15 protein-coding genes are annotated in these 13,867 nt (G+C 55.2%); 14 read left to right on the forward strand and 1 reads right to left on the reverse strand.

The annotated features are described in order from the left end of the window. The first annotated feature begins 10 nt into the window (after nt 1-10). From fliF to flhB, 14 genes are all read left to right on the forward strand, one after another. Nucleotides 11-1,708 carry a flagellar basal-body MS-ring/collar protein FliF gene (gene fliF, locus J0A66_RS17510; RefSeq protein ID WP_206575149.1) on the forward strand — a complete coding sequence of 566 codons (1,698 nt, stop codon included), beginning with the start codon at nt 11-13 and terminating at the stop codon, nt 1,706-1,708. 2 nt (nt 1,709-1,710) lie between these two features. Then, on the forward strand, nt 1,711-2,766 hold the full coding sequence (fliG, locus tag J0A66_RS17515) for a flagellar motor switch protein FliG (protein WP_206575150.1): 1,056 nt from the start codon (nt 1,711-1,713) through the stop codon (nt 2,764-2,766). An 18-nt stretch (nt 2,767-2,784) separates the two neighbouring features. Further along, entirely contained in the window at nt 2,785-3,570 is a 786-nt protein-coding gene (gene fliH, locus J0A66_RS17520; RefSeq protein ID WP_206575151.1) for a flagellar assembly protein FliH, read from the forward strand. Between the two features lie 123 nt (nt 3,571-3,693). Continuing rightward, nucleotides 3,694-5,025 (forward strand): flagellar protein export ATPase FliI, encoded by a 1,332-nt coding sequence (gene fliI, locus J0A66_RS17525; protein ID WP_206575235.1) that lies wholly within the window; start codon nt 3,694-3,696, stop codon nt 5,023-5,025. Further along, the gene (gene fliJ / locus J0A66_RS17530) at nt 5,025-5,480 is read left to right on the forward strand and encodes a flagellar export protein FliJ (protein WP_206575152.1); all 456 of its coding nucleotides are present in this window, start codon (nt 5,025-5,027) and stop codon (nt 5,478-5,480) included. Before fliI ends, fliJ begins: the two co-directional genes overlap by 1 nt. A gap of 181 nt (nt 5,481-5,661) precedes the next feature. Beyond that, entirely contained in the window at nt 5,662-7,533 is a 1,872-nt protein-coding gene (locus J0A66_RS17535) for a flagellar hook-length control protein FliK (RefSeq protein ID WP_206575153.1), read from the forward strand. A 66-nt stretch (nt 7,534-7,599) separates the two neighbouring features. Next, nucleotides 7,600-8,121 (forward strand): flagellar basal body-associated protein FliL, encoded by a 522-nt coding sequence (gene fliL / locus J0A66_RS17540; RefSeq protein WP_206575154.1) that lies wholly within the window; start codon nt 7,600-7,602, stop codon nt 8,119-8,121. A 10-nt stretch (nt 8,122-8,131) separates the two neighbouring features. Then, nucleotides 8,132-9,190 (forward strand): flagellar motor switch protein FliM, encoded by a 1,059-nt coding sequence (gene fliM, locus J0A66_RS17545; RefSeq protein WP_206575155.1) that lies wholly within the window; start codon nt 8,132-8,134, stop codon nt 9,188-9,190. 51 nt (nt 9,191-9,241) lie between these two features. Continuing rightward, nucleotides 9,242-9,661 (forward strand): flagellar motor switch protein FliN, encoded by a 420-nt coding sequence (gene fliN / locus J0A66_RS17550; protein ID WP_206575156.1) that lies wholly within the window; start codon nt 9,242-9,244, stop codon nt 9,659-9,661. A gap of 91 nt (nt 9,662-9,752) precedes the next feature. Next, nucleotides 9,753-10,073 carry a flagellar biosynthetic protein FliO gene (fliO, locus tag J0A66_RS17555; protein WP_241264276.1) on the forward strand — a complete coding sequence of 107 codons (321 nt, stop codon included), beginning with the start codon at nt 9,753-9,755 and terminating at the stop codon, nt 10,071-10,073. Further along, on the forward strand, nt 10,066-10,812 hold the full coding sequence (gene fliP / locus J0A66_RS17560; RefSeq protein ID WP_206575158.1) for a flagellar type III secretion system pore protein FliP: 747 nt from the start codon (nt 10,066-10,068) through the stop codon (nt 10,810-10,812). Before fliO ends, fliP begins: the two co-directional genes overlap by 8 nt. A gap of 8 nt (nt 10,813-10,820) precedes the next feature. Then, nucleotides 10,821-11,090: a flagellar biosynthesis protein FliQ gene (fliQ, locus tag J0A66_RS17565; RefSeq protein ID WP_206575159.1), complete on the forward strand. Its 270-nt coding sequence runs from the start codon at nt 10,821-10,823 to the stop codon at nt 11,088-11,090. 120 nt (nt 11,091-11,210) lie between these two features. After that, complete coding sequence (fliR, locus tag J0A66_RS17570) at nt 11,211-11,993, forward strand: flagellar biosynthetic protein FliR (protein WP_206575236.1); 783 nt, start codon at nt 11,211-11,213, stop codon at nt 11,991-11,993. A gap of 12 nt (nt 11,994-12,005) precedes the next feature. Beyond that, nucleotides 12,006-13,133, forward strand: coding sequence for a flagellar biosynthesis protein FlhB (gene flhB / locus J0A66_RS17575; protein ID WP_206575160.1), 1,128 nt, complete (start codon nt 12,006-12,008; stop codon nt 13,131-13,133). An 82-nt stretch (nt 13,134-13,215) separates the two neighbouring features. Here flhB and J0A66_RS17580 read toward each other — a convergent pair whose 3' ends face one another. Further along, nucleotides 13,216-13,839 carry a hypothetical protein gene (locus tag J0A66_RS17580; RefSeq protein WP_206575161.1) on the reverse strand — a complete coding sequence of 208 codons (624 nt, stop codon included), beginning with the start codon at nt 13,837-13,839 and terminating at the stop codon, nt 13,216-13,218. Nucleotides 13,840-13,867: the final 28 nt, after the last annotated feature.

The raw sequence follows: 13,867 nt of genomic DNA on the forward strand, positions 1-13,867 counted from the left end.
GAAATAAGCTGTGGCCGAACCAACTGGTACCGAACTCGCCCTGTCTGGCGGTAACGCCGACAACGATAATACGCCGGAGCAACGTTCCGGATTTATGGAAGGATTTGGCGGCGTGGATATGCTGCGCCAGATCACCCTGATCGTCGCCCTGGTGATCTGTGTGGCTATTGCCGTATTTATCGTGATCTGGGCCCAGGAGCCCGATTACCGGCCCCTGGCCAAGATGCCCACCGAAGAACTGATCCAGACCCTCGATTATCTGGACCAGAACCAGATCGACTACCGACTGGACGGAGACGTCATTTATGTCAATGAGGCCCAATACCAGAACATCAAACTGGGTATGGCGCGCCAGGGTATCAGCCAGGAACAAAGTGCCGGCACGGATATCATCATGCAGGACATGGGGTTTGGCGTCAGCCAGCGGGTGGAGAAGGAACGTCTCAAGCATGCGCGTGAACAGCAGATTGCGCGTACTATAGAGGAAATCAGCGCCATTTCCCGCGCCAATGTATTGTTGGCCGTACCCAGGGAGAGCGTGTTCGCCCGGGTAGAGAAAAAACCCAGCGCTACCGTGGTGCTGACGCTTCGCCGCGGATCGGTGCTCTCCGCCGAAGAAGTGGATGCCGTAGTGGACATCGTCTCATCAGCCGTACAGGGGATGGAGCCCAGCCGGGTCACTGTAACGGATAATAACGGCCGGTTGCTCAACTCCGGGTCCCAGGACTCGCTGGCCGCACGCTCGCGTAAGGAATATGAAATAGAACAGGCCCGCGAAAACGAGTACCTGCAGAAAATTGACTCTATTCTGATCCCGGTCCTGGGGCTGGGTAACTATACCGCCCAGGCGGATGTCAGCATGGATTTTACCGCCGTCGAGCAGACCCAGAAGCGATATAATCCGGACTTGCCCGCCGTGCGCAGTGAGATGACGATAGAGGACAATTCAGTAGGGGGCGTGGCGGCCGGTATACCAGGTGCCCTGAGCAATCAGCCGCCTCTCGAGTCCAATATTCCCGAGCAGGCCAGCGGCAACGCCGGACAGGGCGTTACTCCGGGACGTACTCACAAAGAGGCGACCCGCAACTACGAGTTGGATACCACCATCAGCCATACCAAGCAGCAGACAGGGGTCATTCGCCGCCTGAGTGTGTCGGTGGCGGTGGATCATGTACAACAGACCGCCGAAGATGGCACAACCACCAGTGTGCCCATGAGCCAGGAACAACTGCTGAATATTCGTCGCCTGTTGCAAGGCGGCATCGGTTTCGATGTAACCCGGGGTGACTCCCTGGAAGTGGTCAGTATTCCTTTCAGCCGCCTTGGCGACGTCGCTATTGCCGAAACCCCGCTCTGGGAAGAAGACTGGTTTATGCGTGCTCTGCGTCTGCTGGTGGGTGGTCTGGTAATCATGACCTTGATCGTCTTTATCGTCAGGCCCATGCTTAAGAGACTGATTTATCCTGAGGATACCCGTGAAGCCGATGCATTTGATGCTGACTCCGGACTGGATCTGGGCGATGAAACCATCAGTATGTTGTCTCAGGAATTTGATGAAGGGCAGGTTGGCTTTGCAGCGGACGGTTCTCTGATGCTGCCGGACCTGCATAAAGATGAGGACGTTCTCAAGGCCGTCCGCGCCCTAGTGGCCAACGAACCAGAATTGTCAGCCCAGGTCGTCAAGGGCTGGCTGATGCAGGATGAATAACCATGGCTACCAAACAAGTTGCCCAAGTCCAGGAACAGGCCGAACCCACAGGCTATGATGTCAGTAAGCTTGAAGGTGTCGAGAAGGCTGCCATCCTGCTGCTGAGCCTGTCGGAGGAAGATGCCGCGCAGATCCTCAAGCACCTGGAACCCAAGCAGGTGCAGAAACTGGGTTCAGCCATGGCCAGCATGGAAGACATGACCCAGAACAAGATCACCGCGGTGCACAAACATTTTATCGAGGAGATCCAGAACTACAGTACCATCGGCTTCCAGAGCCAGGAGTTTGTCAGAAAAGCCCTGACGGCAGCATTAGGTGAAGATAAAGCCGCCAATCTGATAGACCAAATCCTGATGGGGGGCGGCGCCAAAGGTCTGGATTCACTCAAATGGATGGATTCCAAGCAGGTGGCCAGCATCATCCGTAACGAACACCCGCAGATCCAGACTATCGTGTTGTCTTACCTGGATGCCGAACAATCTGCGGAGATCATCGCCCAGTTCCCGGAGAAGGTCCGCCTGGATCTGATGATGCGAATCGCCAATCTGGAAGAAGTCCAGCCAGCAGCCTTGCAGGAGTTGAACGAAATCATGGAGAAACAATTTGCCGGTCAGGCCGGTGCCCAGGCAGCCAAGATGGGCGGCCTGAAGTCGGCCGCCGACATCATGAACTACCTGGACACCAATATCGAAGGTCAGTTAATGGATGCCATCCGCGAGCAGGACGAAGAGATGAGCCAGCAGATCCAGGATCTGATGTTCGTGTTCGACAACCTGGCGGATGTGGACGACCGGGCGATCCAGACCATTTTGCGCGAAGTACAGCAGGATGCCCTGCTCAAGGCCATCAAGGGCGCCGACGACGAGGTCAAGGAGAAGATCACCAAGAACATGTCCAAACGGGCGGCAGAAATGCTGCTCGACGACCTGGAGGCCATGGGCCCGGTGCGTATCAGCGAAGTGGAAGCCGCGCAGAAGGAAATCCTCTCTGTGGCCCGTCGCCTGGCCGACGCGGGCGAAATCATGCTCGGTGGCGGCGGTGGCGACGAGTTCCTGTAACCTTTGTCTGGACAATGAATGAGCGCATCCAAGATCCACAAATACGGCAGTCAGGACAAAGTCCGCTCCTGGGATTTGCCCTTTGTTGAAGACGAGGGCACCCGGGAACCGGATAAAACCAACGCCATCAACAAGACCAGTGACTGGAAGTATGAACCTCCAGAGGCTGAAGAGGAGATTCTGCCCCCTACCGCCGAAGAGATAGAGGCTATCCGCCAATCCGCTTATCAGGAAGGGCTGGAACAGGGGCTGAGCGAAGGACGGCAGAAAGGCCACCAGGAAGGTTTTGAGCAGGGCATGGCGCAGGGCACCGAGCAGGGGCTGGAATCAGGCCGGGCCGAAGGTCTGGCAGCGGCAAAAGATCAGATTGATGAAGCGGCTGCCCTGTGGAAATCCCTGGCGGAGAAGCTGACCAAACCGGTAGCGCAGGTGGACCAGGAGCTGGAAACAGAGTTGGTCCAACTGGCGGTGTCCCTGGCCAGGGCCGTGATTCGTGCAGAAGTACAGACCAATGAGAAAATCATTTCCCAGGCCCTCAGCGAAGGCCTCAAAGTACTCCCCATCGGGGAGAAACGTTACCAGTTGCACATGAATCCCCAGGATATCGAATTGCTCAAAGGACATATTCCGGAGCAGGAGATTGAGTCGCATCACTGGCAGTTTATCGAGGCGCCTGGTATGCAGCGCGGCGGCTGTGACATAGTCACACAAACCAATGCCGTTGATGTGACCATCGAGAGGCGGGTCAGACAGGTGTTGGACAAGTTCTTGCTGGAACAGGGATTGTCATCCCATGAGGATTGAGCAGCAGTTTTTCGCTTCTGAGTGAACAGCTAATTGTTATCCCGAAGTAATTTTTGGAACTCGTACAAAAAACGAAGGTGCTGAAACGAGCTCAGCATGACAGCCCAAGGTGAGTATGCCCTCATGCAAAGCTTAAAAGACAGAATCAGCCAGTACCGGCAGCAGGTGCCCCAGGCCCAGACAGTGGCTGCCGGTAAGCTGGTGCGCGGCATTGGTCTGACCCTGGAAGCGGTCGGCTGTCAGATGCCGGTCGGCAGCCAGTGTCTGGTGCAAACCATCGACGGTGAAATCGAAGCCGAGGTGGTGGGCTTTGCCGAGAATATTACCTATCTCATGCCTACTGAGGCGGTACGCGGTATTGTGCCGGGATCCCGGGTGCAGCCGTTGAGCCGGGAGCAGGGGATTCCGGTCGGCATGGAGTTGCTTGGCCGGGTAGTGGATGGCAATGGTCAGCCACTGGACGGATTGGGCAAGATCAAGCCCGACAAACTTATTCCTCTTACCAGGCCGCCAATCAATCCCTTACTGCGTCGTCCCATCACCCAGCCACTGGATGTGGGTGTTAGGGCCATCAACTCTCTGATCACCGTAGGGGTGGGCCAGCGTATGGGCCTGTTCGCAGGATCCGGGGTGGGTAAGAGTGTTCTTCTGGGCATGATGACCCGAGGCACAGTGGCCGACGTGGTAGTGGTGGGCCTGGTCGGCGAGCGGGGCCGGGAGGTCAAGGAGTTTATCCAGGATATTCTGGGCGATGAGGAGCGTCAAAAATCCGTGGTGGTAGCGGCGCCTGCCGACACCTCACCCCTTATGCGACTCAAAGGTTGTGAGACGGCCGTAGCCATTGCCGAGTATTTTCGTGACCAGGGCATGAACGTACTGCTGTTAGTGGACTCTCTCACCCGTTATGCCATGGCCCAACGGGAAATCGCCCTGGCGGTGGGCGAGCCGCCGGCCACCAAAGGCTACCCGCCATCCGTATTCGCCAGATTGCCGGCACTGGTGGAACGGGCAGGCAACGGAAGCGACAATCAGGGTTCCATCACGGCTTTTTATACGGTGCTGACCGAAGGGGATGACCTGCAGGATCCGGTCGCGGATTCGGCCCGTGCCATTCTGGACGGGCACGTGGTGTTGTCCCGTCGTCTGTCTGACAGCGGCCACTATCCGGCCATCGATGTGGAAGGATCCATCAGCCGGGTGATGCCCATGGTGGTCAGTGACGAGCACCTTAAGGCAGCGCGCCGCATTAAGCAGGTGTATTCCAATTATCAGCAGAACCGGGATTTGATTAGCATCGGGGCCTATGCCAAGGGGACGGATCCGCGTATCGATCTGGCCATCAAAGCCGAACCCGTTATCAACCGCTTTTTGCAGCAGGGTATGAAACAGGTGCTGCCATACGACGAGTCCCTGCAGGATATGAGCGAACTGGCTCAGGGCCTGGGTGAAGGCTGATGTCCACCCGGCAGTTGGAACAAGTGGCTAAATGGGAGCAGGAGAAGGAAGACAAGCTGGCCCGGGATTATCGTCTGGCTCAGCAGAATGTACAGACCAACCAACAAAAGCTAACAGGCTTGCAAAGTTATCGCCTCGATTATCTGCGCCAGCTCCAGCAACGGGCCAATCAGAGCCTGGGCGCGTTGTCTTTTGCCCAGCATCAGGCCTTTATCGACAAGCTGGATAAAGCCTGTCAGCAGCAGTCCCAGATGCTGGCAAGGGCCAGGGCCGCGGCGGAGCAGCGCAAAGGGATCTGGCTCAGGCAACAACAAAAGCGCAAGGCCGTGGAGATGCTGCTTGAGAAAAAACGGCAGCAGAAACAGCAGCTTGAGGACAAGCGGGAACAAGCCCTTCTGGATGAGGTGGCCTTGCAGCGTTTTATCCGCAGGACACCTCGAAGCGGACAGCACTAGCCGAGCATGGAGTGGGATCAGGCTGCCAGGAAAGTTGGAACGTAAATTGCCATATCTACAACAGACAAGCGCACGGTCACTGCCCGACAAAGTTCTTATTTAGCGCTTAATTAGTAAAACACATGTAAATCATATGGTTACATTTGGTAGCCTGATTTAAGCCAACAGTGGGAAAACCCCGATGATGCAACAAATTGCCGCCACCCTCCCTAAGATTGCCACCCAGGGTGATGCCGCTGAGAGGAATTCACTCGCTGGCAGCGCCGGCGGCAATGAACAGTTCTCAACCCATTTGTCTGAGCAACAGAAGCAGAAACTGTCTGAGCGGGACCGGTACGACGAGCGCCACTTTGCCGAACCTGTCAGACCCAAGCCAGAGCCGCGACGGAATCCTGACAGGCCGGTTGAGCACAAAGGCCAGGAAGCGGAGAAAAAGACAAGCTCTGTTATATCTGGCCAAGCCTCTCAAACAGGAGAAAAATCCATAAAAGACGCCGGGCAAGCAGAAACTTCAGAGGCTGCCGCCCCCGCCGAGGAATCACAACCGCCGCAGAACGCAAAAGGTCAGACTGAGGTTGTCAGGGATCCCAGCGTCCAGGAAAAAGAAGAGAAGGACCAGGCATCTCCCACACTGCTGGGAAAAACACCGGATGAGTCAGAGAATGATTATGTGGATGAAGAATGGTTGAAGCTTGTCTATCAGTTGATGCAGGTTAAACAGAGTCAAGAGGTAGACAGGGATGCTGAGGCCGGTGTTCAGCTAACCGATGAGAAGGCTCCCTCCTTTGTCAATGGGTCAGAACTGGAATCGGAGGCTAGGGAGCTGTTGGTCTCCCTGGGTCTGGACAGTAAAGCATTGATGGCCAGTCTCGAAGAAGCGGGGAAATTGCAGGAGTTCCAGACACAACTGACTCAATGGCAAAAACAGGAACTCACACCGCAACAGATTCTCAGTCAGTTGGCAGAGTTTGTGTCTCCAGGACGCGACTTGTCCACTGGTGGGAAGATCCCGGTGGACTGGCTCAGTGAACCCATGAAACAGCAACTGCAGGCCACTTTGTCGCAGCAGGCAGTGTTGCCCGAAAGCATCAATGCGGAAGATTTGGCTTTGCTGGCGTCACCCTCAGGTGAAAAAGTGGATCTGGCAATACAGTCTAAGTTGGGTACAGGTTCAACAGAATCTGACAGCAAAGGTAAAAGTCCGGTCATCAGCCTGGAGGTGTTGGCGGGACTCCCGGAGCAGGAATTGGACAAAAACCTGCAGAACCTGGTCGACAGGTTGCCTGTTAAAGACATGGACCCTGAGATTGCCAGGAGCTTTATTGCCAGCCTGAAAGCGGGAATAGAAGAATACAGGTCGCAGCAGAAGCAAGGACGTGAGCCAGGACTGGATTTGCAGTCCCTGGTTGCCGCCAGCCTGCCCAAAGAGATGGCAGGTACCGAAGAGATGACACAGAAGGTTCAGCAGATGGTACAGCAGCTTTCGGCCATGCCGGAGACGGCTTCAATGGCAAGAAACGAAGCAGCAGAGCCATTACGGCTGGTCACCGAGAAAGTGGCTGGGCTGGAGACTCAATCGCTGATGGCGGACACCAGCAAGCCGGCCACCGCTCAGCAACTGTCCCAGTTTGACAAGGCTATCAACATTGCCAAGCCCGAGGCGGCCATTCAGTTGGCCGAGCGGGTCAGATTGCTGGTCAATCAGGGCAATATGAGCGCCGATATCCGCCTCGACCCGCCGGATCTGGGATCCATGCAGATTCGCATCAACATGCAGGGGGATCAGGCCAGTGTCAGTTTCGTGGTTCAGAACCAGCAGGCCAGGGACATGCTGGATCAGGCGGTGCCCAGGCTCAGGGAGATGCTTGCCGAGAAAGGTATTGAGCTTGGGCAGTCTTCGGTACAACAGGACAGCAAGGGACGCCAACCGGGTGATACTGAGCAGCAACTGGCTTCTGGTCAGTCAGAAGATGCCGAACAGATGGGGCCGGAAAGCGCTGCTGAGTTAAAAGTGGTCAACGGCGCCCTGGGCGGAATTGACTATTTTGTCTAGCGGGTCGGTAGGCTTTGCCCTTATCCTCAGGGATAATGAGGCAAAGCAAACTATGAGAGATGTCTGATGGCTGAAAAAGAACTGGAAATGGAAGAGGGTGGCAAGAAGAACAAGATGATGATCATCATCATTGCCGCCGCCGTGCTTATCCTTGGGGGGGGCGGCGCGTTTTTCATGCTTGGCGGCTCTGAGGAGCCTATGCCCGAACAAAGCATGAGTGCGACCCCGGGGGAAGCCCCCAGCGCACCGGCATCCAGTGCACAAATGGGTACAGCCCTGTATGTGGCGATGCCCAGACCCTTTGTCTTCAATGTTCCGGGAACGGGTCGTGACCGTCTGGTAGAGATTAAGGTTCAGTTGATGGTCAGAGGCGCCGATAACGAAGAGGCAGCCAAGATGCATATTCCCCTGATAGAGGGGACCTTGCTGCGGGTATTCTCCAGCGCCAATGCCGACGACCTGGTGACCGAAGCAGGTAAGGTGGCGCTCAGGGAACAGGCGATAAAAGAAGTCAAAAAGGTCATGCAAGACATTGTGGGCAGAGATGTGGTGGCCCAGGTGCTGTTTACCGGTTTTGTAATGCAATAGGACAGTCAGTGTGAGCGATTTATTATCCCAGGACGAAATTGACGCCCTATTACACGGTGTCGATGAAGTCGAAGAAGAAGAAGTCGAAAGCGGCGGAGCCGGCGGCTCGGCGCTGGAATATGACTTTTCTTCCCAGGATCGCATAGTACGGGGTCGGATGCCGACCCTGGAGATCGTCAACGAACGCTTTGCCAGACATATGCGGGTCAGTCTGTTCAATATGATGCGTCGCAGCGCCGAAGTGTCCATTAACGGCATCCAGATGATCAAGTTCGGCGAGTATGTGCATACCCTGTTCGTACCCACCAGTTTGAATATGGTGCGATTCAGACCGCTGAAGGGCACCGGCCTGATTACCATGGAGGCCCGGCTGGTCTTTATCCTGGTGGATAACTTCTTCGGCGGCGATGGGCGTTACCACGCCAAGATTGAAGGGCGTGAATTCACGCCCACCGAGCGGCGGATTATCCAGATGCTGCTCAAGCTGATATTTGAAGACTATAAAGAAGCCTGGGCGCCGGTCATGGATGTGTCCTTCGAGTATCTGGACTCTGAAGTGAACCCGGCCATGGCCAATATTGTCAGCCCCACCGAAGTGGTGGTGATCAGTTCTTTCCACATTGAGCTGGATGGCGGCGGCGGTGATTTTCACGTGGCCCTGCCTTACTCCATGCTTGAGCCCATCCGGGAATTGCTAGATGCAGGCGTGCAGAGCGACAAGGAAGATACCGATCTGCGCTGGAGTAAGGCGCTGCGCGACGAAATCATGGATGTGCAGGTGGAAATTTCCGCCTCCCTGATGGATATCGAACTGTCTTTGCAGGAAGTGATGGATTTGAAGGAAGGGGATGTGATCCCCATCGAACTGCCCGAACATGTGGTGCTCTTTGTTGAAGATCTGCCAACCTTCCGCACTAAGATGGGCCGCTCCCGTGACAATGTGGCCCTGAAGATCACAGAGAAGATCCCCAGGCCCACGTCCGTGAAGTCTGAACTGCAGCTGCTGACCAAAGGGGGGCGCCGTCTCGACAGCGATGCCGAGCTGGCCAGCCTGGAAGACGATTTATAAGTTTGCCACTGCCGGGTTTGCACCGGGCAGCGTAACGAGCGAGGTAACAAAATGAGTAACGAGAACGACGACAAGAATGATGATGCAATGGACGACTGGGCAGCAGCCATGGCTGAGCAGGCCGAAGCCGAGGAAGGCGAGGGCAAAGGCGAGGTCCAGGTTGCTGAGCTGGACGAATTGCAGGATGACACCCAGATAAGCGGTGAAGAAAAACGTAAGCTGGATACCATACTGGACATTCCGGTGACCATCTCCATGGAGGTGGGACGCAGCCATATCAGTATCCGCAATTTGCTGCAGCTGAACCAGGGTTCGGTGGTGGAACTGGACAGGGTGGCCGGTGAGCCCCTGGATGTGTTGGTAAATGGCACGCTGATTGCTCATGGTGAGGTAGTAGTCGTTAACGATAAGTTCGGGATCCGCCTCACCGATGTCATCAGTCAAATCGAACGTATTAAAAAACTCAGATAAATCAGTTGCTAAGCTGGCCTTTGCCAGCTTGGCGTGTTTCTCTCCCCTTGCTTTTGCCGACAATAAGCCCTTAAGCAGCCCCGTCGATTATTTGTCGATTTTGTTGTCATTGGTGCTGGTGATCGCCCTGGTCTTCATGTTGGGCTATTTGCTGCGCCGGTTTAACGTCACCCATACCGGTAGCGCCCAGCTTAAGGTGATCGGCTCCATGGCGCTGGGCACCCGCGAACGGATCCTGGTCATCGAAGTGGGCCAGGAACAGCATTTGCTCGGGATCACGACCCAGAACATCAATCATCTGGCCAAGCTCGAGCATCCCATCGAAGTCCAAAAAGCGGACGGGGAAAGCTTTAAAGACAAGCTCAGTCTGTTTATGCAGGGACAGGGAAAAAAGGGGGCGCACCATGATTAAGTGGCTGCTCCTGCTGGTTGGGTTTTCGCTGCTTCTGCCTGAACAAGCCCTGGCCGCGCCCGGTGTCAAAGCCTTGACTGTCACCACCAATCCCGACGGCAGTCAGGATTACACCATGACGCTGCAAGTGCTGGCGATCATGACAGCGCTCAGCCTGATCCCGGCCTTTATCATGATGATGACCTCATTTACCCGTATCATTGTGGTGCTGTCCATCCTGCGCCAGGCCATTGGTTTGCAGCAGTCGCCGCCCAACCAGGTGCTGATAGGGGTGAGCCTGTTTCTCAGCCTGTTTATTATGGCGCCGGTATTTGAGCAGATTAATCAGACTGCTCTGCAACCTTACCTGGACGAGGAGATCACTTCGGTACAGGCCTATGAAAGGGCCAAGGAGCCCATGCGCGCCTTTATGCTGTCACAGACCAGGGTCAAGGATTTGGAGACCTTTGTGGAGATTGGCGGTTACGAAGGTCAGTTCCAAAGTCCCGAGGAGGTGCCGATGCAGGTGCTGATCCCGGCGTTTGTCACCAGCGAGCTGAAAACCGCTTTTCAGATCGGCTTTATGCTGTTTATTCCGTTCTTGATCCTGGATCTGGTGGTAGCGTCGGTACTGATGGCCATGGGTATGATGATGCTCTCGCCCATGATCGTGGCACTGCCCTTTAAATTGATGCTGTTTGTGCTGGTGGATGGCTGGAATCTGATTTTTGGCACCCTGGCCACCAGTTTTGGCATGTAGGAGGAATCATGGCACCAGAAGTCTTTGTCGACATCCTGCGAGAAGCCCTGCAGATGGTTATCCTGCTGGTTTCGGCCATAATCCTGCCCAGTCTGTTTGTGGGCCTGATTGTATCTGTCTTCCAGGCGGCCACCTCCATTAACGAGCAGACCATTAACTTTCTGCCCAGACTGATTGTCACCCTGCTGGCCCTCTCCTGGGGCGGCCACTGGCTGACCAACCAGTTGATGGAATTCTTTTTCGAAATGGTCCACAGAATACCCGAGGTGGTAGGTTAAAGTGATCAGTTTTCAGTTTTCAGTTGTCAGTGTTGCACGCTGTCATTCCCGCGCAGGACGGAATCCATCTTGTCACTCGTCACTCGTCACTTGTCACATGTCACAAAAGCGCAGCGACTGATGGAAATCCTCGCCACTACCATTACCCAGTATATGGCCGACCTGTTGCTGCCTTTTATGCGCATCAGCGGCCTGTTTGCGGCGATGGTGGGGATCAGCGCCAAGACCATGCCACCCTCGGTCCGTGCCCTGCTGACCCTGTTTCTGACGGTGCTGATCATGCCGGTGGTTCCCCCGGCGCCGGTCGAGCAGGTATTTTCTGTGGGTACCTGGCTGATGGTTATTCAGCAGTTGCTGATTGGCGTGGCCATAGGTTTTATCTCCACCCTGGTGTTAAATACATTCGTGCTGGCGGGCCAGGTTGTGGCTATGCAGACAGGCCTGGGCTTCGCTTCGATTGTCGATCCCGTCAACGGCATCAATGTGCCTGCTGTGGGACAGTTCTACCTGATCCTGGCCACTTTGCTGTTCTGGGCGTTCGATGGTCATCTGGCCATGATCAAGATGATCGTGATGAGCTTTGACGCCTTCCCAATCGGCACGGGCACCTTTACCCCGGAACAGTTCAGGGAGATAGCCCATTGGGGCGGCTGGATGTTTATCGCCGCACTGACCCTGTCACTGGCGCCAATGGTTTCCCTGTTGATCATCAATCTGGCTTTTGGTGTGATGACCAAGGCGGCTCCACAGCTCAATGTCTTTACCATTGGCTTTTCCATTGCCCAGATAGTGGGCCTGATCATTATCTGGCTGACACTGGATAACTTTACCCATCATTTCGAGATGCAGTGGCAGCGGGCACAACTTTTTATGTGTCAGCTCCTGCAGATTTGTCCCCCCTGACGAGGTATTCGGATGGCTGAAGACGCTCACGAGAAAACAGAAGACCCCACGTCGAAAAAACTCGAGCAGGCACGCAACAAGGGTCAGATTGCCCGTTCCCGGGAACTTTCCACCACCCTGGTGCTGATTGGCAGTGCCACAGCCTTGCTGCTGTTCGGACAGGGCATCGCTGTGGCGTTATTCCGGGTGATGCAGCGCATGTTTACCCTGTCCCGGGACGAAACCTATGACAGTAATCATATGTTCCAGGCCTGGGGCACCAGCCTGGGAGAAGTTATTGGCCCGGTGTCTCTCTATATGGTTATTGTTACCGTCGCTGGTATCTACGGCAGTATTGCCCTGGGCGGTTATAACTTTACCTGGGAGTCGGCTGCGCCCAAGGCAAATAAACTTAACCCGCTTGCCGGCCTTAAACGCATGTTCGGACCCAATGGCATAGTGGAGTTGTTAAAAGCCCTGGCCAAGTTCATCGTCGTGGCCGCTACTACCTACCTGGCGTTGAAATTTTTCAGCAATGAAGCATTGCATCTGGATATGGAGCTCTATCCTCGCAACGTGTTCCATGCTCTGGAGTTGATGGGCTGGATCTTCCTTATCATCTGTTGCGCTCTGATCCCCATTGCGGCCTTTGACGTGCCCTACCAGAAGTACAAGCATGACGAACAGATGAAAATGACCAAACAGGAAGTCAAGGACGAACGCAAAAACGCCGAAGGTAGTCCTGAGGTGAAAAGCCGTATCCGCCGCCTGCAATTCCAGGCTGCGGCGAGGCGCATGATGCAGGAAGTGCCCAAGGCCGATGTGGTGGTGACCAACCCCACCCACTACTCAGTGGCGTTGACATACGATCAGAAGGGCAACCGGGCCCCGGTGCTGGTGGCCAAGGGCACCGACGAGCTGGCCATGCATATCCGTAAGATCGCCAATGCCCATGAAGTGCCTATTGTGGAATCCCCCATGCTGGCGCGGGCGATTTACTACTCCACTGAGCCCAATCATGAAATTCCGGAAAAGCTCTTTATGGCCGTAGCCCAGGTACTGGCTTATGTATATCAGCTTAAAACCTGGCGTAAGGGGCGTGGCAAACGGCCCAAGCCGCTGGCCAAAGAACTACCGATCCCGCCGGAGCTGCGCCGGTAACGGAGTTATCCGCGTTCAGTTGTCAGTTCTCAGCATCCAGAAAAATAACGGTATAGCGTGGGCAGACGCAACGGCTATGGGCCTACAAAGGTTTCCTGAAATTCTTCCAGTTAATCTGGTTGGATAATAACAACTCACGCAGACTGAGGGTACGGGGCTGGGTGCGACGCTGGTGTTTCCAGCTATGGCCACAACAGGCGGCGGTCAGGGTGGGTTTGGTCGGAAGCAACAGCTTCCTGGTTTCCAGGTACTGATGATCCTGATGAGTACCATCCAGACTAAACCAGCCATGTTTGTTCAGGTGAAGGCACCGGTTCTCTCTGTCGATACGGTCCACGCTGTCCAGCTCCAGATGTTCACAGCCCAGCTCACCAAGCCAGACCGGCACCGGCAATCCGAGACAGGCATGCTTGTGTAACCATTCAAAGAGTTTGCCGTCACTGCCATGGCCTGGGCAGTGAGCCGCATGTCTGGCCTGCCAACTGGCGTTATGGATATCCAGCTCCAGTGGTCCCTGATGCGCCAACATACTACTGGCAACCCGTTTTATATGGTGACTGAGCCCTTTAAGACGTCTTTTTAACAGGGAAAGATTGCTGGATTGGGCCAGACTGAGCAGTTCTCTCTCATACAGGGCGTTGCACAGTTCGGCGTAATGGAGCTGCGCTTGGTCATCGCGAAAGATGTCTGTCTGGCCGGACTGCATGGAGTAGTTGGCAAAAAGGGGGAGGTTA

Origin of the sequence: Bowmanella dokdonensis, from assembly GCF_017254865.1 — a bacterium.
In the GTDB taxonomy this organism is placed as follows: domain Bacteria; phylum Pseudomonadota; class Gammaproteobacteria; order Enterobacterales; family Alteromonadaceae; genus Bowmanella; species Bowmanella dokdonensis.